The organism is Pseudomonas sp. GW460-12-10-14-TSB1, assembly GCF_017349775.1.
Taxonomy (GTDB): domain Bacteria; phylum Pseudomonadota; class Gammaproteobacteria; order Pseudomonadales; family Pseudomonadaceae; genus Aquipseudomonas; species Aquipseudomonas piscium.
Window position 1 is genome coordinate 1 of record NZ_JACNAC010000066.1, and the last position, 16,483, is coordinate 16,483.

General features: G+C 64.3%; 17 protein-coding genes. 6 read left to right on the top strand and 11 right to left on the bottom strand.

The window, feature by feature from the left end; all coding sequences use genetic code 11:
• Positions 1–46 precede the first annotated feature (46 nt).
• The gene (iolC, locus tag J4D52_RS26715) at positions 47–1,984 is read right to left on the bottom strand and encodes a bifunctional 5-dehydro-2-deoxygluconokinase/5-dehydro-2-deoxyphosphogluconate aldolase (RefSeq protein WP_063429923.1); all 1,938 of its coding nucleotides are present in this window, start codon (positions 1,982–1,984) and stop codon (positions 47–49) included.
• Here iolC and J4D52_RS26720 point away from each other — a divergent pair.
• Together J4D52_RS26720 and J4D52_RS26725 are read left to right on the top strand one after the other, a co-directional pair.
• Complete coding sequence (locus tag J4D52_RS26720) at positions 1,983–2,219, top strand: hypothetical protein (RefSeq protein ID WP_124302765.1); 237 nt, start codon at positions 1,983–1,985, stop codon at positions 2,217–2,219. The genes iolC and J4D52_RS26720 overlap by 2 nt on opposite strands.
• Before the next feature lie 87 nt (positions 2,220–2,306).
• Positions 2,307–3,227 carry a MurR/RpiR family transcriptional regulator gene (locus J4D52_RS26725; RefSeq protein WP_009048462.1) on the top strand — a complete coding sequence of 307 codons (921 nt, stop codon included), beginning with the start codon at positions 2,307–2,309 and terminating at the stop codon, positions 3,225–3,227.
• Positions 3,228–3,230: 3 nt separating this feature from the next.
• Here the strand turns inward: J4D52_RS26725 and J4D52_RS26730 are convergent, their stop codons facing one another.
• A complete protein-coding gene (locus J4D52_RS26730; protein WP_063429921.1) occupies positions 3,231–4,097 on the bottom strand; it encodes a patatin-like phospholipase family protein in 867 nt (288 codons plus the stop codon).
• A 274-nt stretch (positions 4,098–4,371) separates the two neighbouring features.
• Between J4D52_RS26730 and J4D52_RS26735 the strand changes: the two genes are divergently transcribed.
• Both J4D52_RS26735 and J4D52_RS26740 read left to right on the top strand, forming a co-directional pair.
• Positions 4,372–4,839 carry an NUDIX hydrolase gene (locus J4D52_RS26735; RefSeq protein ID WP_063429919.1) on the top strand — a complete coding sequence of 156 codons (468 nt, stop codon included), beginning with the start codon at positions 4,372–4,374 and terminating at the stop codon, positions 4,837–4,839.
• 383 nt (positions 4,840–5,222) lie between these two features.
• Complete coding sequence (locus J4D52_RS26740) at positions 5,223–5,828, top strand: glutathione S-transferase (RefSeq protein WP_102677792.1); 606 nt, start codon at positions 5,223–5,225, stop codon at positions 5,826–5,828.
• 169 nt (positions 5,829–5,997) lie between these two features.
• Here the strand turns inward: J4D52_RS26740 and hcnC are convergent, their stop codons facing one another.
• From hcnC to J4D52_RS26765, 5 genes are all read right to left on the bottom strand, one after another.
• The gene (hcnC, locus tag J4D52_RS26745; protein ID WP_102677793.1) at positions 5,998–7,254 is read right to left on the bottom strand and encodes a cyanide-forming glycine dehydrogenase subunit HcnC; all 1,257 of its coding nucleotides are present in this window, start codon (positions 7,252–7,254) and stop codon (positions 5,998–6,000) included.
• Complete coding sequence (gene hcnB, locus J4D52_RS26750; protein WP_025809456.1) at positions 7,247–8,656, bottom strand: cyanide-forming glycine dehydrogenase subunit HcnB; 1,410 nt, start codon at positions 8,654–8,656, stop codon at positions 7,247–7,249. The genes hcnC and hcnB overlap by 8 nt, the downstream gene beginning before the upstream one ends.
• Positions 8,653–8,970 carry a cyanide-forming glycine dehydrogenase subunit HcnA gene (gene hcnA, locus J4D52_RS26755; protein WP_041986661.1) on the bottom strand — a complete coding sequence of 106 codons (318 nt, stop codon included), beginning with the start codon at positions 8,968–8,970 and terminating at the stop codon, positions 8,653–8,655. The genes hcnB and hcnA overlap by 4 nt, the downstream gene beginning before the upstream one ends.
• A gap of 205 nt (positions 8,971–9,175) precedes the next feature.
• A complete protein-coding gene (locus J4D52_RS26760) occupies positions 9,176–9,715 on the bottom strand; it encodes a hypothetical protein (protein ID WP_063429911.1) in 540 nt (179 codons plus the stop codon).
• Positions 9,716–9,805: 90 nt separating this feature from the next.
• Positions 9,806–10,144 carry a hypothetical protein gene (locus tag J4D52_RS26765; RefSeq protein ID WP_063429909.1) on the bottom strand — a complete coding sequence of 113 codons (339 nt, stop codon included), beginning with the start codon at positions 10,142–10,144 and terminating at the stop codon, positions 9,806–9,808.
• Between the two features lie 184 nt (positions 10,145–10,328).
• Here J4D52_RS26765 and J4D52_RS26770 point away from each other — a divergent pair, with 184 nt between their 5' ends.
• A complete protein-coding gene (locus J4D52_RS26770; RefSeq protein WP_007930717.1) occupies positions 10,329–11,012 on the top strand; it encodes a response regulator transcription factor in 684 nt (227 codons plus the stop codon).
• Positions 10,990–12,384, top strand: a complete 1,395-nt coding sequence (locus J4D52_RS26775) for a HAMP domain-containing sensor histidine kinase (protein WP_025809458.1) — start codon at positions 10,990–10,992, stop codon at positions 12,382–12,384. The genes J4D52_RS26770 and J4D52_RS26775 overlap by 23 nt, the downstream gene beginning before the upstream one ends.
• A 176-nt stretch (positions 12,385–12,560) precedes the next feature.
• Here the strand turns inward: J4D52_RS26775 and J4D52_RS26780 are convergent, their stop codons facing one another.
• From J4D52_RS26780 to J4D52_RS26795, 4 genes are all read right to left on the bottom strand, one after another.
• A complete protein-coding gene (locus J4D52_RS26780) occupies positions 12,561–12,809 on the bottom strand; it encodes a DUF1652 domain-containing protein (RefSeq protein ID WP_063430895.1) in 249 nt (82 codons plus the stop codon).
• Positions 12,810–12,820: 11 nt separating this feature from the next.
• On the bottom strand, positions 12,821–13,072 hold the full coding sequence (locus J4D52_RS26785; RefSeq protein ID WP_063429907.1) for a CsbD family protein: 252 nt from the start codon (positions 13,070–13,072) through the stop codon (positions 12,821–12,823).
• A gap of 150 nt (positions 13,073–13,222) precedes the next feature.
• A complete protein-coding gene (locus J4D52_RS26790) occupies positions 13,223–14,722 on the bottom strand; it encodes a helix-turn-helix transcriptional regulator (protein WP_102677794.1) in 1,500 nt (499 codons plus the stop codon).
• Between the two features lie 220 nt (positions 14,723–14,942).
• A complete protein-coding gene (locus J4D52_RS26795) occupies positions 14,943–16,265 on the bottom strand; it encodes a sigma-54-dependent Fis family transcriptional regulator (protein ID WP_063429903.1) in 1,323 nt (440 codons plus the stop codon).
• Positions 16,266–16,483: the final 218 nt, after the last annotated feature.

Here is a 16,483-nt window from a genome sequence, read left to right on the forward strand (position 1 = left end):
GCGTTCAGGTTTCGTATCGGGTTTACGTTCGGGTTTGTGTCCGGCTTCAACCGCGGGCGGCGCGCCAGGCGTCGATCAGTTCGACGAAGGTCGCCTGCACCCGGCAGATCAGGGTTTCATCGTCGATCTCGCTGGCCAGCCAGGCCCGGCTCGGTTCATGGAAAATCGTGCGACCCACGGCGAACCCGCGGCAGGTGCGGCTGTTGCCGGCCTGGCGGAAGCCTTCGGCCAGGGCCGCCGCCGGGGCGTTGAGGCCCAGCAGCACCACGCCACGGCAATAGGGATCGCGCTCCTTGATCAGCTCATCGAGCTGCTTCCACTGCTCGGCGCTTTGCGCCTCGATCTTCCACCAGGCCGGGAAAATGCCCAGGTTGTACAAGCGCTTGAGGGCGCGGTAGAGCACGTCCGGATGAGTCGAGGAATGGTCCTTGGGCGGAATGATTTCCAGCAGCAGCTCATGGCCGCTGACCTGGGACGCCTGGTACAGGCCCTTGATCTGCGCTTCCTGCTCCAGGCGCAGCAGCGGCTCGTCGTCCGGGTGGTACTGCACCAGGCACTTGATGATCTGCTCCTGGGGCCAGGCGATCAGGTTGCTACCGATGGAGCGCCCGTGCTCGAAGGCCAGCGGCCGCGAACCCTGGACTTCCACCGGCCGCGCCACCCACCAGCCACGGCCGGTGGCGGCGTTCAGCGAGTCCTGGCCGAAACGCTGGTCGGCCAGCAGGCCGACATCGGCTTCGACGCCCTGCCCGCGCAAGTCGGCCTCGACCCGCTCCACCGCCTGGATAAACAGCTGCTTGAGTTGGCCGATGGCCTTGAGTTCGCGCCCGCCCTTCTGCGCCAGTTCCACCAACTGCCCGCGATGGTCGAAGGCAAAGATAAACAGCTGCTTCCAGGCCTTGCGCGGCACGCTGACCTGATGCAGGCGCTGCAGGGTGGTGTCCTGGTCCGGCCGGGTGATGGGCACCGGGCTGTTGAACAGGTAATCCAGCTCGGCGCGGGTCGGCATCGCCGGCGCGCAGGCATGCCGTGACACCACCAGGCCACCGCAGGCATTGGCCAGCTGGCAGCAGCGCTCGTCGCTGGCGTCCTCCAGCCAGCCACTGAGGAAGCCGGACATAAAGGCATCGCCCGCCCCCAGCACGTTGAGCACTTCGACCCGCACCCCGGGGTAAATGGCGCCGTCTTCCAGGCGCGCCGGGATCGCCCCGTGGATCACCGTGCAGCCCTGGGGACCGAGCTTGACCACCAGGGTCGCGGCGGTCAGCGAGCGTACGGTGCGCAAGGCGTCGAGCAGATCGTCGCTGCCACCGGCGATCAGGAGTTCTTCTTCGGTGCCGACGATCAGGTCGAAGCGCGGCAGGATCTTCTGCACATGGGCGCTGACATTCTGGTCGGCGACAAACCGGGTCTCGCCATCGGCCTTGCCCGCCAGGCCCCAGAGTACCGGGCGGTAGTCGATGTCGAGCACGCGTTTGACGTTGTGTTGCTCGGCGTACTCCAGGGCCTGGAGGCTGGCCTGGTACACGCCGTCGGTGGAGAAATGGGTGCCGGTGATCAGCAAGGCTTTGCTGGAGGCGATAAAGGCCTCGCTGATGTCTTCGGCGCGCAGGGCCATGTCGGCGCAGTTCTCGCGGTAGAACACCAGGGGGAAGGTTTCGCGGTCCTTGAGACCGAGCAGGACCAGGGCGGTCAGGCGCTCCGGGTCGACCTTGATCGCACTGACGTCGCAGCCTTCGCGGGCCAGGGACTCCACCAGGAACCGCCCCATGTGATCGTCGCCGACCCGGCTCAGCATCGCCGAGCGCAAGCCCAGGCGCGCGGTGCCGAAGGCGATGTTGGCGGACGAGCCGCCGAGGTATTTGGCGAAGCTGGTGACATCTTCCAGCCGGGCCCCGACCTGCTGCGCGTAAAGGTCGACGCCCAGGCGTCCGAGGCAAATCAGATCCAATTGACGCCCACTGGCAAAACGAGTCTGGCCCATGCTGGCTCCTGTTATTTTTATCAGCCTGCGCGTGGCACCGAGGAAGGCGCCGAACGCTCTTGGTGGATGCAGACTAAAACGTTCACCGGCACCAATCAATATTTTTTCTATAAATTTTTTACGTGGAATATTTTTTCCAATAAACTTTTTCAAGGCCGGTCCAGGCAGCGTGCATCGTTTCAGCAGGCTGCCTATGGCTGCGCGCCTCAAGATTTTCCCCGCGCCGACCCTGTAGACTGCGCACAGCCCACCTATTGTCAGGGAATGGATGAACAGGCCCGTTCCCATCAAGTACAAGCCAGTAAGCACAGAAGGATTGCCTATGTCCCGCACCGATCAGCCGGCCACGACCGAGAGCCCGCAAGACAGCGACCTCGCCAGCCCCCCGATCAATGCCGAACGCCTGCTGCAGCTGATCACCCAGGAATACGAAAGCCTGCCGCGCCAGCTCAAGCGCATCGCCAGCTACATGAGTCAGCAGAGCGACCGGATCATGGTCGACCGCATCAGCGACATCGCCCGCGAATGCGAGGTGCACCCTTCGGCCATCGTGCGCTTCTCCCAGCGCTTCGGTTTCAGCGGCTTCAGCGAAATGCAGGCGCTGTTTCGCGAGGCCTACACCCACAAGACCACCCCGGTACAGAACTACCAGCAGCGCATCCGCAGCATGATCGCCAACAAGTCGCAGAAGGCCAGCGGCGGCGACCTGGCGCGCGAATGCATCAACGCCACCCTGTCGGGCATCGAGCGCCTGGGCCTGGAACTGGATGACGCGGCCTTCGACAAGGCCGTGGACCTGGTGGTCAACGCCGACAACATCTACGTGGTCGGGGTGCGTCGCTCCTTCGCCGTGGCCGACTACCTGGTGTACAACCTGCAGCACACCAACAAGCGCATCCACCTGGTGTCGGGCCTGGGCGGCAGCTATCGCGAGCAGATGCGCAGCATCCGCCCCAACGACCTGGTGATCGCCATCAGCTTCACCCCCTATGCCAAGGAAACCCAGCACTGCCTGCGCATCGCCCAGCACCACCAGGCCAAGACCCTGATCATCACCGACAGCAACCTGTCGCCCCTGGCCAAGCGCGCCAACAGCGTGCTGCTGGTCAACGAAGGCAGCTCCTTCGCCTTCCGCTCCCTGAGCGCCACACTGTGCCTGTGCCAGGCGCTGTTCATCGCCGTGGCCTACCGCCTGGAGCTGAAGGTCGACGAGATTCACGAGCAGGCGGGGTTCGAGGACTGAGCCTCACCCCGCCGAGTGCGTATGCGCCTGCAGCGCCCCCGGCACGCCGGTACGGATCAGGCCGCCCTCTTCGACCCAGGTCAGGGTCTGCTGGTGGGCCCGTTGCAGCAGTTGTTCGGTCTGGCTGAAGTCGAACACCGAAATGCCCAGCGGACACAAGGGCGCGACCACATGGATCGCCGCCTGTGACGAATAGAGCTCAATGTCCCGCACCAGCTGGCGCATGCTCATCAGGTTCAGGGTGTGCAAGGCCAGGGCGATCAAGCCGGTCGGCGGTCGTGGGCAGGCGCAACCGAATCCGGTCGGTACCACTATGACCCGGGTCGCGCCCAGCGACACCGCCGCGGCGATCGGGGTGTTGCTGGCGACGCCGCCGTCGACCAGCAGCTTGTCGCCAATCTGCACCCAGGGAAACACCAGGGGAATCGCGGCACTGGCCAGCAGGGCCTGCTCGACGCTGCCGCTGGACAGCAGCTCCTCGGCCCCGGTGAGCAGGTTGGTGGTGACGATATGCAGGGGCAGTTCGGTGTCTTCGATACGGGTGACCGGCAGCACCCGGCGCACCAGGCTCGCCAGCGCCGACGAGGGCAACAGGCAGCCGCGACGCTTGAGCAAGGAAGACAGCGCGTCAATGAAGGAAAACGGAAACACGTCGGCCTTGTGCAAGCCACGCCAGAAATCGGCCAGTTCGGCGACCCCGCGGGCATTGGGCCTGGCGGCAAAGTAGGCACCGTTGAGTGCACCGACCGACGCGCCGACCACCAGGTCGAACACCACGTGCTTTTCGAGCAGCGCCCGCAGCATCCCCACCTGGACAGCCCCGAGGCTGCCGCCACCGGCAAGGACAAGGGCGGTTTTGGTGGGATGCATAGCGCTTCTCCTGCCGATGTTCAGCCATTGCTTCCTACACAATAGCGCTGCCACACCCGGCTACGACGCCGTCTGGCGGCTCCCTCGCATAGCATGCTTTTCATCTGAAAGACCGGCACCGGCTACGTCGCTCACCTACGCTGGGTAACGGATGCTCCACAGCACAAGGGTGCTGCGCTGTTCAATCAAGTGCTGGTCATGGGCATCAGGATAAATCCCTCGCAGTGCCAGGGAAGTTTGAGGTTCAAGTTCAAACTCACGCAAGGAGCGCATCATGACCGATAAAGCATACGCAATTCTTCTGTATTCCGAAGACGAGGATAATGGCTACCTTTACTTCCCCATTAAACGCGCCAATCTGGTTTATGGCGGCATGCCGCAGTTTTTCGGCGGAACCAAGAATGCGGGAGAGAGTGATCACGACACTATCGCCAGGGAAATGAAAGAGGAAAGCGATGGCAAAGTCACCTTGGGGGCCGGTGGACTGACGCTGATATACAAGTCCAAGGTTGGCAACAATAACTACAGTTTTTATGTGGCTCAAAACTACGTAGGGACAAATTTCCTCGGCAGCCTGACCAACAGCGAGATGAGCAGTATCCAGCAGTTCTTTGTGCAAATCGGGCAGGAAGACGATGTCGAGGACCTGCTGAAATCCCTCAAGATCGTTCCGACTGTAGAGTTTATCGAGTCCGAAACCTATGAGGCTTTCAATAAGGCAATCGCGTGGAGTGAACAATAAAGCAGCGGATTGAGAGGCACGGCGCTTTATTGAGACTATCAAACCGGAACAGTAGAACTTGTTTAATACTGCTTCGGACGCTTAAACCCGCAGCGCAGTATCAGGCTGCGGGTTTCCAACCCCTTATCAAGCATACCGATAAAGGTGCCTGGCGCGCCTTTTACAACTTCGCGCTCATATAACCAGCCTCATGCTTTCAGCTCCCTCGAACATTGCACCAACAGGCTGCCCGAGAACTTTCATCCTCGCTTCATTACACCTGGAATACAGGTCATCGACGATTGACAGCACTAACCAACCCCCCGATAGCCAACCCCGGACATTTGCCGCTAAATTAGCCGCTGCCCTCCCCTGTCTCGTTGTGCCGCACAAGGAAATGCTCAATGAAACTCATCGGTATGCTCGATTCCCCCTATGTTCGCCGTGTCGCCCTCACCCTCAAGCGCCTGGATATCCCGTTCGAGCATGAGGCGTTGTCGGTGTTTCGCACTTTCGAACAGTTCCAGCGCATCAACCCGGTGGTCAAGGCGCCAACCCTGATCTGCGACGACGGCACGGTGCTGATGGATTCGTGCCTGATCATCGACTACCTGGAAGCCCTGGTCGGCCGTAGCCTGTTGCCGGCGGCGCCCCAGGCGCGGGCCCACGACCTGCGGCTGATCGGCCTGGCGCTGGCGGCATGCGAGAAGTCGGTGCAGATCTACTACGAGTACCAGCTGCGCCCCGCGGAGAAACAGCACGAGCCATGGCTGGAGCGGGTTCGCGGGCAACTGGCCGCGGCCTATGGCGAGCTGGAAAGAGAATTGGAGAAACGTCCGCTGGCCACCGACGGCGGCATCGATCAGGCCGGTATCAGCCTGGCCGTGGCCTGGAGCTTTACCCAGCTGGTGGTGGCCGAGCATCTGAATGCCAGGCGGTTCCCAAGGGTCAAGGCGTTTGCGGAGTATGCGGAAGGGTTGGAGTTGTTTGTCAGTACACCGATGGTTTGAAGCCACGGGGTCTACCGCGATGTTTCAGTGGCATCGCATCATCGTTCACGTTAATCGCGGGCAAGCCTCGCTCCTACAGAAGCACGCATATCTTCTGTAGGAGCGAGGCTTGCCCGCGAAAAGATTCAAGGGCGACGCGGTGCCTCAGCAGCACCTCGTCAACCCCGCCTCAGCCCAACGCCACCTGCAACGGCGCCACCGCCTGCAAGCCGAAACGCTCGGCAAGGAACGGCGTGATGTCCAATGGCAACGCCTCCTCATTCACCAACCGATCCAACAGCACCCCAGTGATCGCCGAGGTCAGGATGCCGGTGCGGAAGTGCCCGCAGGCATTGAGGTAACCCTCCACCCCGCACATCGGCCCGAGGATCGGCAGCTCATCCGGCGAGCCCGGGCGCAAACCGGCCCAGCAGCGCTTGAGATTGACCTGTTCGAGCTGCGGCACGCAGCGCACCGCGCCCTGCACCAGGCCCTGGATTTCCCGGTAGGTGGTGCTGATGTCGAAGCCCTTGTCCTCAGTGGTGCTGCCGATCAGGATCTCGCCGTTGTCCTTCTGCGCCATGTAGCAATCGCTGGTGGTCAGGCAACCGTTGAGCAGTTGCGGCATGCGCTCGGTGAGCAGGATCTGGCCCTTGACCGGCTTCACCGGAATGCTCGCGCCAGTGGCTTGCAGGCTCAGCTCGGCGGCCCAGGCGCCGGCGGCGTTGATCAGGGTGTCGCAATGGAACAGCCCCGCCTCCGCCGTCTGCACCCCGCTGATCCGGCTGCCCTGGTGCAGCACGCCGGTAACGTTGGTGTTGAAGTACATGTCCACGCCATTCTGCCGCGCGCCTTCGGTGTAGGCGTCGGCCAGGCGGAACGGGTTGACCTGGTGGTCGCAAAGGAACTCCAGGGCACCCTGGGCGTGATGGCTGACGTTCGGCTCCGCCTTGCGCAGCGCCGCCTGGTCGAGCCAGCGCACCTGATGGGACAGGTGCGGGATGCAGGCCACGATGTGCTCGGCGTAGAGCCGGTCCTCGTCGTCGTAGATCACGAACTTCAGCCCGGTGCGCTCGAACTTGAAATCCATGCCGTGGCGCTCGCGCAGCTCCTCGTGCAGCTGCGGGTACAAGCCGTTGGATTGCAGGGCGAAGTCGAAGAACGACTGCGGCAGGATATGCGGCGTGCTGGAGTCCACCAGCACCGCCGAACCCTGGGCCTGGCGCTTGTTGCGCGCCGACATCATGCGAAAGAAGATCACCCCGCAGCCCAGTCCCACCGACTCGCCGATGGCCCACAGGCCGCCGGCCGAGGCACGGGTGGCGTTGCCCGGACGCTTGGCGTCGATCAACGCCACCCGCAGGTTCTTGCGCTTGGACAACTGGTACGCGCAGGAAGCGCCGATCACACCACCGCCAGCGATGACCACGTTGTAGAACTTACTCATGATTCAAAGCATCCTTGCTCGGTTGAGGGAAAGCGGAAAAGGGAATCGGGTCCAGGGGGAAACGCGGGCGCAGCCAGCCCACATCCTGGCGCCCGGTGGCCTGGCGCAGACGGTCGCTGCAATAGCCCACGCACATGCGGCCCTGGCAGTCGCCCATGCTCACCCGGGTGCGCATCTTCAGGCTGGCCATGTCCTGCACGCCCTGCTCCAGGGCGCGGTCGATATCGCCACGGGTCGCGTGTTCGCACCGGCAGATCAGGGTGTCGGCGGCCGGCAGTTCGATCTGCCCGGTGCCGCGCTCGGTGTAGCGGTCCACCGCCGCACGGAAACGGGTGATGGAAGCCAGTTTGCTCTGGTACTTCTGGCGCCGCTCCAGGGCCGCCTCGTTGCTCAGCACATCGCGCTGCATCAGGATCGACAGCGCGGCGATGCGCCCGGTGAGCATCGCCGCCTCGCCGCCGCGAATCCCGCCCATGTCGCCGGCCAGGTGAATGTGCGGCTCGCTGCTTTGCTGCCAGACGTTGGCCGTGGCGCGCAGGTAGCCGTCATGGCTGAAGCCGTGGTTGAGGCCCATCTGCTGGCTGAGCTGGGTACGCGGGATAAAGCCGTAGCCCACCGCCAGGGTCTGGGCGGCGATCTGTTGCTGGCGGCTCAGGTCCGGCTCCCAGCTCGCCGAGTACGGTGCCACGCTGACGCTTTCCAGGCCGTCCGTGCCCTGGGCCTCGACCACGCCCCAGCCGTAATGCACAGGAATGCGGTGCAGCTTGAGGTAGGCCAGCATGCTCAGGCCATCGAGGAACAGCTGCGGCTTGTTCAGCAGCGCCAGGCTTTCCTTGGCGATCCGGCCAAAGGTGCAGGCCTCGTAGACCGCCGCCACGTTCGCGCCACTGGCGTGCAACTGGCAGGCCACCAGCGGCAGCAGCGGCCCGGTGCCGGCGATCACCACCGGCCCGCGCGGCTTGACCACGCCGCTCTTGATCTGCAGCTGCAAGCCGCCCAGCAGCATCACCCCGGGCAAGGTCCAGCCGGGAAACGGCACGCTGCGCTCATGGCAACCGGCGGCCAGCAGCAACTGCGGATAGGCCACCTCCTGCAACTGCTCGTCGGCATCCAGCAGGACCAGGCTGCCCTTGCCTTCGGCCCCTACCACCCGGTGGTTGAGGCGCACGTCGATCATCTGTTCACAGTCGGAAAAGGCGCCGTGCAGTTTCGCCAGGGCTTCGCAATAACGCGGCCCCAGGTAGTCCAGCTGCACGCCGTCGCGCAGCGGCCCGCGGTAGACCACACCGCCCAGGCGCGAGGCCTCGTCGATCAGGGTACTGCGTACCCCGTGCTCGGCCAGTTCGATAGCGGCGGCCATACCCGCCGGGCCGCCGCCGACGATCAGTGGATTGAGGCTCATAGCACCTCCTCCGCGGCAATGATGCGGTTGACCTCGGTCTGCACCTGCATGCCCGGCCGCACCTGGGTCTGGCAGGCCCGGCGCTTGTGTCGGCCGTCGATCTGCACCAGGCAGCAATGGCACACGCCCATGCCGCAATAGGCGCCGGCCAGCTGGCCGTGGTCGTTGCGCGCCACCTGACGCAGCCCGAGGGACTGGATGACGCTGAGTACGGTTTCACCAATCGCCGCCGTCACCGGCTGGCCATTGAGGCTGATGGTCATATCCGCCTGTTGCAGCGGCTGGATATCGAAGGTTCGTTCGGTATGGCGCATCAGGAAATTCGTCCTTGAGTGAAGAGGAATGCCAGCGTCCTGCTGTGCATCACCCTGAACCTGGACTTCGACCCGGTTCAGGGTTGCGCGACGCCAGCTCCTCGGAGCTGAACACCAGGCCAATCTAGTAGGTTTGTCGAACAAGAACATTGATCTGGGCCAAGCAAAGCGGAAGGCCCTGGAATGCGCCTCCCGCCGCCCTGCCCTAACTGGAAAACACGTAGCGGCCCTTGACCTTGCGCGGCCCGATGAAAGCGAAATCCGGAAAGATCAGACTGCGCACGTACATCGCGAAAAACACCACCCCCAAGGTCATGGCCGCGCCGATCAGGGTACCCAACGGGTCCTCGGTATAACCTTCGAACAATCGAGGGAATTGTGACAGGGTCAGAAGGGCATAGAGGCTGTAGGCGTTCACCGAAGGTTTATGGAAGCCCCAGGCGAACAGCAGCGGCACCAGGCCGCCCAACAGCCCGAACAGCCATGCGGCCTTCGGGCCTATGACCGAGCCGAGGAAGAACCCGGCCACCGCGCCGACGACCGCCTGCAACAGCATCACCGCCAGCAGGATCTGGATCTTGCGCCGGTGCCGGGCATAGAGCACTGGGTCGGAATAAGCGGCGATCCAGAACGCCAGCAGCCGCTCCTTGATCCCGCTGCCGGCAAACGCGGCAAAGGTTTCGCCCCTGGAGCGCCCGGCCTCGAGGCTGGCGATGACTTGGCGCTTGGCTTGCTGTTTGTCCATCCGTCTTGTCCCCGATAGTGGCCCCCGGCGGCGCCGTGCCGGCAACGCTAGTAGAGGCCCCCGGGCCTGTCCAATCGGCGTCTGCGGGCGTTATTTACGCTTGTAGCTTTTGCTGCCGCTCGGGGTCAGGCAATAGACCCCGCCCCGTGGCCCGGTACAGAAACTGCCACCGCCACAGGGGCAGCCGTCGCTGCTGCGCAACAGGGTTTGTGGGCGCGCGGCCTGGCCCGAGTTGCCGTAGCGCGCGGCGCAGTTTTGCTTGGAGCCGCTGATGGAGCCGTCGTTGCACAGGAACAGCTCGCCATCGCAGCCGGCGATCCCGCCTTTCTTGCCGGAGCAGGGTTGGTTGGCGGCGAACGCCGGGGCCGCCGCCAGCAGCAACAGGCAGGCGCCCAGGGCTTTGAAGTCAAGGAAATGAGGTAGGTGCATTGCGCAGCGTCCATGCCAGCCGGTAATAGCTGGATGATATCAACGATTGCCCCACCCGGCCCGCCTGCTACCCTGCGTTCGCCAGGGCGCTGGTATGAAGATGAAAGATTTTTTAGAAAGCCCACGGCGATTTCTTGGCAAAATGCAGGCCTGCGTCATGAAATCCCCAATCAGGTAAGCCCTTATGACCCGCATTCTGACCATCGAAGACGATGCCGTAACCGCCCGCGAAATCGTGGCGGAACTGAGCAGCCACGGGCTGGACGTGGATTGGGTCGACAACGGTCGCGAAGGCCTGGTGCGCGCCGTCAGCGGCGACTACGACCTGATCACCCTCGACCGCATGCTGCCCGAGCTGGACGGCCTGGCGATCGTCACCACCCTGCGCACCATCGGCGTGTCGACGCCGATCCTGATGATCAGCGCCCTGTCCGATGTCGACGAGCGGGTGCGCGGCCTGCGCGCCGGTGGCGACGACTACCTGACCAAGCCCTTCGCCTCCGACGAAATGGCGGCTCGGGTCGAGGTGCTGCTGCGGCGCAAAAGCACGGTGCAGGAATTTGAAACCAGCCTGCGGGTGGCCGACCTGGAGCTGAACCTGATCAGCCGCGAAGCGACCCGCGCCGACCAGCTGCTGAGCCTGTTGCCCACCGAATACAAGCTGCTGGAATTTCTGATGCGCAACACCGGCCAGATCCTCTCGCGGATGATGATTTTCGAGGAGGTCTGGGGCTATCACTTCGACCCGGGCACCAACCTCATCGACGTGCATATCGGCCGTCTGCGCAAGAAAATCGATCCGCCTGGCATGACCCCGCTGATCCGCACCGTGCGAGGCTCGGGTTATGTCATTGCTGAACCCCTCTAAGGGCTGGCGCTCCTCCAGCAGCCGCCTGCTGGCGCTCTACAGTTCACTGTTCGTGGCCTGGAGCTGCATCCTCATGGGCGTCATGTACTACGAGGTGTCCGGCTACCTGGAAAGCCTCGCCAAGCACTCGCTGATGCAGCGCCAGCACCTGTTCGCGCGCTTCCAGGGCGAGCAGCTGGAAGAAGCCCTGACCACCAGCATGACCTTCGACATGCGCGCCATCGACGCCTATGGCCTGTTCGACGAGCGACGTCACTACCTCAGCGGGCCGATCCGCGAGATCCCCGACGACCTGCCGCTGGACGGGCAGATCCACGAACTCAAGAGCTGCATCGACTCCGACGACCCCAACCTGCCCCGCGACAGTTGCGATGCGGTGGCCACCTACACCCGCGATGGCCGCTGGCTGATCCTGGTGCGCGACAACGGCTCGCTGTTCGCGGTGACGCGGATCATCCTCCACGCGCTGCTGTGGGGCGTGTCGCTGACCATCATCCCCGGCGCCGCCGGCTGGCACCTGCTCCGGCGTCGGCCGCTGCGGCGCATTCGCGGTATCCAGGCCAGCGCCGAGGCGATAGTCGCCGGCGACATGACCCACCGCCTGCCGCTGTCCAACCGCCGCGACGAGCTGGACATGCTGGCGGCCATCGTCAACGCCATGCTCGACCGCATCGAGCGGCTGATGAACGAGGTCAAGGGCGTGTGCGACAACATCGCCCACGACCTGCGCACCCCGCTGACCCGCCTGCGCGCCCAGCTGTACCGCATGCAGCAACAGGCGGTCGAGGGCACGCCGGAAGCCTTGCAACTGGACCAGGTGCTGGCCGAGGCCGATCGATTGATGGCGCGTTTTCGCGGCTTGCTGCGGATTTCCGAAATCGAGGATCACCAGCGCCGCTCGGGGTTTGTCGAACTCGACCCGCTGCCGTTGCTACGCGAGCTGTATGACTTTTACCTGCCGCTGGCCGAGGAAGGCCAGTTGACCCTGACCCTGGATGCGCCGGACAGGCTGCCGAGCCTGACCGGCGACCGCGCCCTGCTGTTCGAGGCCCTGGCCAATCTGTTGAGCAATTCGATCAAGTTCACCCCGCCGGGCGGCGAAGTGATTCTGCGCGGCATGGAGGATGGCGGCTGCACGCGCCTGGAAGTCCTCGACTCCGGCCCCGGCATTCCCGAGGCCGAGCGCAAGGCGGTGTTCCAGCGCTTCTACCGGGTCGACGACAGCAACTCCCACGGCGGCTTCGGCCTCGGCCTGTCCATCGTCGCGGCCATCGTCAGCCTGCACGGCTTCAAGCTCGACGTCGGCAGCAGCGACAGCGGCGGCGCGCGGCTGAGCCTCGATTGCCGGCCGAGTTTGATCGCCAAGGATTGAATCTGCGAGAGCGTCGACCTACAGAGGAACGCATTCTTCTTCTGTAGGAGCGGCCGGTCGACGCTCGATTGCCCGCGATGGAGGCCAACGATAACGCGAAGGGTCTGAGGCACCGCGTTGCCATGAAGATTTTTCGCGGGCAAGCCTCGCTCCTACAGATGACGCCCCGGGTGCGGTCAGGACAGGTGCACCAGGCTGATGGAGTTGCTGCGCAACTCGTACAGCAGCTCCTCGATCATCGCCAGCACGTCCGCCTCAGTCTCAAGCGCGCGCGGGTCGATGCCGGTGACCACCAGGTCGACCCGTCCGCTTTCAGGCTCGAAGACCCGCAAGGTCAGTGTGGAATCGGAGCCGGTGCTGAAGGCACAGGCCAGGGGCGCGAAGCCCTGTTCGATGTAGCGGCGCAACTGCGCCTGGGAAATCACCCAGGCCTCCCTCAGCGGCGGCGCCACAACAGGCCGGCCAGCAGGCCGACCCCGGCGAGGATGGCAACGCTGGCCAAGGGTTTGTCACGGACGAAGCGGGAGACGCTGTCCAGGACATCGCCATAGGTTTCCTGCAACTGCCCCGCGGCCTCGCGGGCAGCGCCTTCCAGGCGCATCTGCTGGTCGTCCAGCAACTCGCCTACTGCGCCCTGGGCCTTGCCGGCCGCCGTGCCCACCGCACCTTTGATCTGTTCGCTACGCATCGTGCATTCCTTCAGCTGATGATGTTCGGTGCACGGCCCGTGTCCGCCACGGCACCGCACATCACCCAGCCTAAGAAACCCCGTGACGCCGCAGAAGCGTCATTTGTACTGGTGACACTGGTGCATTTGCACCGGTCAGCGCTGCACCTTTCAGCGCTGAGCCTTGCCGCGACGGTCGCCGCTGAACAGCCCGCGCTCGCGAGCCCAGACAATGGCCTCGGCGCGGCTGTGCACCGCCAGCTTGGAATACACCGTGGCCAGGTGATTGCGCACCGTGCTGAGGGCCAGTTGCAAGCGCGCGGCGATCTCCTTGTCGGCCAGGCCCTCGCAGATCAGCCCGAGCACATCGCGCTCGCGGGCGGTCAGGTCGGTAAAGGACGCACTGGGCTGCTCGGCCTGGTTGGCGCTACGGACATTGGCCAGCTTTTCGATCAGGGTCTGGCTGAACCACGAGGCATCGCGCATCACCTCCTCGATCGCCGACACCAGCTCCAGCTCGGAGCGCTTGCGCTCGGTGATGTCCATCAGCACCAGCAGGTAGCTGGGCTTGCCCTGGATGTTCACGGTATCGGCCGAGACCACGCAGTCGAGCAGTTCGCCGCCCTTCTTCAGCACCCTGAGGTCGAGGTTGCGCACATCGGCGCTTTTCTCCAGGGCGCCGAACAGGCTGGCACAGGCCTGCGGGCTGGCGATAAAACCGACTTCTTCCACGGTCTTGCCCAGCAGCTCTTCGGCGGTATAACCGGTGCTGTCGAGAAAGGCCTCATTGACGTCGACGATCTGCTGGCTGTCGGCGCCGCACACCAGGGTCGGCACCGGCGTCAGTCGGAAGGCCTTGGCAAAACGCTCCTCGCTCTGGCGCAGTGCAACCTCCGCCTTGCGTCGCGGCTCCAGGTCCATGAAGGAAAACAGCATGCAGTCTTCTTCGTTGATATCCAGAGGCTGGCCAGCAACTATCACCAGCTTGCTGCCGCCTTCGGGCAGGCGCAGCTCGGCCTGCATCTGCGGGATGGTCGCGCCCTGGTTCAGGCGCTCGATGGCCAGGTCCTTGCGCTCGGCGCCCTCCAGCACATCCACTTCGTACACCGAGCGGCCGATCACCTGGTCGCGGGCATAGCCGGTCATTTCCAGGAAGCCCTGGTTGACCTTGATGTAGCGCAGGTCACTGAGGCGGCAGATCACCGCCGGCGCCGGGTTGGAATTGAAGGTCTTCTCGAAACGCTGTTCGGCGCTGGCCCACTCGGTGGCGTCGCTGAGGATCAGCACCAGAGACTCCACCTCGCCGGCGCGGTCGGTGAGGATCATGCTGCGCACCCGATGCACCCAGGTCCGTTCGTCCTCGCCCTCGCCGCTGCGCACCTCCACCACCACATCGCTGAAAGTCTCCCCGGCGGCGACCCTATTGATGGGGTAGCTGTCCAGGGCCAGGGGGTGATTGTTGCGATAACGCAGGGCGAAACGCTCGGCGTACTGGCGGTCATCGGCGCCCAGCTCGCCGATGGCTTCGACCCCGTGCATGGCCAGCGCCGCCTCGTTAGCCCAGACGATGCGCCGGTCCGCCTCGAGCAGGATGACCCCATCGGACAATCCGGAAATGATCTGCTGCAACTGGCGGCGATTGGTTTCGGTGGCGAGTAGATCCTGGCTCATGGCAGCTCCTGATGTGCCCGCACTCTTGGCAAGGCGGCGGATAAAGGGGGCAGAAGCTACGACCGCGCCACACCGCCATCGTGCCCTGAAGCTGAAGCCCCCCCTGTAGCCGCTGGCGCAGCCTGCGATAGACCCGAAGGGGCTCCGGCGCCGACAAGATCGCCACGAGCGTGCCGCTCGATCGCAGCCTGCGGCAGCGGCTACAGGGGGGCGAACAGGCTCAGGAAATGCCCAGGGCTTTCAGGCGTCGGTACAGGGTGCGTTCGCTCAGGCCCAGGGCCTTGGCCAGTTCGCTGCGTGAGCCTTCGAACACTTCCAGGGCGTGGGCCAGTTGCTCCAGGTCCTTGCCCGCGCGGCGTCGGCTCGGCTGGGTTGTGGCGGCGGCGCTGCCGGCGCGCAATTCCTCGGGCAGGTCCTCGACGCGGATCACCCCGTCGTCGCTGAACAAGCGCGCCCGTTCGAGGATATTGCGCAGCTCGCGGATATTGCCCGGGTAGGCATACAGGCCCAGGCGCTCCAGGGCCTCGGGCGCAACCCGCGGCACCGCGCCCGGCGCCAGGCGTTGCAGCAGGCTGTCGATCAGCAGCGGCAGGTCGTCGCTGCGCTCGCGCAGGGCCGGCAGGCGGATCGGGAAGGCGCTGATGCGGTAGTACAGGTCCTGGCGGAAGGTGCCGGCGGCGACCATTTCCTTGAGCGGCTTGTGGGTCGCCGAGACCAGGCGGAAGTCCGAATGCACGGTGCGCAGGCTGCCCACCGGACGAAAGCTGCCGGACTCGATCAGGCGCAGCAGCTTGACCTGCATCGCCAGCGGCACTTCACCGATCTCATCGAGAAACAGGGTGCCGCCATGGGCCGCTTCGGCCAGGCCGATCTTGCGTTGCAGGGCGCCGGTGAAAGCACCCTTCTCATAGCCGAACAGTTCGCTCTCCAGCAGCGACTCGGTCAGGCCGGTGCAATCGACCACCACCAGCGGCCCACCGGCGCGCGGGCTGCCGTCATGCAGGGCACGGGCGAACAGCTCCTTGCCGGTACCGGACTCGCCCTGCAACAGCACCGGGATCTGCGACGGCGCCGCCCGCTGCAGGGCGCTCAAAGCTTGATTGAAGGCCGGCGAACGACCCACCAGGCCCTTCTGCTGCGGTTGCACCGAAGCCACCGCCACCGAACTCAGGCGCTCGACATAGGCCACCACCTGCCCCGTGTCGCCGAGGATCGGCCGCAGCTCGACGTCCACATGCTCCGGCCCGCGCGGGGTGTGATGGACATGCAGCAGGCGCTCCGGCAGGCGGGTCTCGAAGGCCTTGCGCATCGGGCAATGTTCGCCGGCCTGGTCGCAGGGCACCGCGAACTGATGGGACACCCGATAGCACTTGGCGCCGACATGGGGTTTGCCCTCGACGCCGAACTGGCGCTGGTAGGCGGTGTTGGCCGCGAGGATGTTGTAGTCGGTGTCTAACAGGATCGTCGGCTGGGCGTCATGTTCCAGATAGGACATCAGGGCTAACATTTCAGCATTGGCGAGGGCATTGGTGGGCTGGGGCATGGCAACTCCTGGGCGTTGCGCGGCAGCTTAAACCATGGGCCCGGCTTCTGCCATTTCCTGCCAGAAACTGCCAATCGACTGCCAACTACAATTGACAGTGACAGCCAGAACGCCCGCCCCAAGCCTTTGAATTCAATGAATGGGCGGTAAAAACAGCGCGCGCCGGTTGGCACGTTTATTGACAGGTCAAGTGACGACTGCCAGCCACGGCCGGCGTC

What these genes read in the sequence shown, in the direction of transcription:
- J4D52_RS26720 (WP_124302765.1), top strand. Translation starts at nt 1,983, where the DNA reads ATGCTGGCTCCTGTTATTTTTATCAGCCTGCGCGTGGCACCGAGGAAG.
- iolC (WP_063429923.1), bottom strand. Translation starts at nt 1,984, where the DNA reads ATGGGCCAGACTCGTTTTGCCAGTGGGCGTCAATTGGATCTGATTTGC.
- J4D52_RS26725 (WP_009048462.1), top strand. Translation starts at nt 2,307, where the DNA reads ATGTCCCGCACCGATCAGCCGGCCACGACCGAGAGCCCGCAAGACAGC.
- J4D52_RS26730 (WP_063429921.1), bottom strand. Translation starts at nt 4,097, where the DNA reads ATGCATCCCACCAAAACCGCCCTTGTCCTTGCCGGTGGCGGCAGCCTC.
- J4D52_RS26735 (WP_063429919.1), top strand. Translation starts at nt 4,372, where the DNA reads ATGACCGATAAAGCATACGCAATTCTTCTGTATTCCGAAGACGAGGAT.
- J4D52_RS26740 (WP_102677792.1), top strand. Translation starts at nt 5,223, where the DNA reads ATGAAACTCATCGGTATGCTCGATTCCCCCTATGTTCGCCGTGTCGCC.
- hcnC (WP_102677793.1), bottom strand. Translation starts at nt 7,254, where the DNA reads ATGAGTAAGTTCTACAACGTGGTCATCGCTGGCGGTGGTGTGATCGGC.
- hcnB (WP_025809456.1), bottom strand. Translation starts at nt 8,656, where the DNA reads ATGAGCCTCAATCCACTGATCGTCGGCGGCGGCCCGGCGGGTATGGCC.
- hcnA (WP_041986661.1), bottom strand. Translation starts at nt 8,970, where the DNA reads ATGCGCCATACCGAACGAACCTTCGATATCCAGCCGCTGCAACAGGCG.
- J4D52_RS26760 (WP_063429911.1), bottom strand. Translation starts at nt 9,715, where the DNA reads ATGGACAAACAGCAAGCCAAGCGCCAAGTCATCGCCAGCCTCGAGGCC.
- J4D52_RS26765 (WP_063429909.1), bottom strand. Translation starts at nt 10,144, where the DNA reads ATGCACCTACCTCATTTCCTTGACTTCAAAGCCCTGGGCGCCTGCCTG.
- J4D52_RS26770 (WP_007930717.1), top strand. Translation starts at nt 10,329, where the DNA reads ATGACCCGCATTCTGACCATCGAAGACGATGCCGTAACCGCCCGCGAA.
- J4D52_RS26775 (WP_025809458.1), top strand. Translation starts at nt 10,990, where the DNA reads ATGTCATTGCTGAACCCCTCTAAGGGCTGGCGCTCCTCCAGCAGCCGC.
- J4D52_RS26785 (WP_063429907.1), bottom strand. Translation starts at nt 13,072, where the DNA reads ATGCGTAGCGAACAGATCAAAGGTGCGGTGGGCACGGCGGCCGGCAAG.
- J4D52_RS26790 (WP_102677794.1), bottom strand. Translation starts at nt 14,722, where the DNA reads ATGAGCCAGGATCTACTCGCCACCGAAACCAATCGCCGCCAGTTGCAG.
- J4D52_RS26795 (WP_063429903.1), bottom strand. Translation starts at nt 16,265, where the DNA reads ATGCCCCAGCCCACCAATGCCCTCGCCAATGCTGAAATGTTAGCCCTG.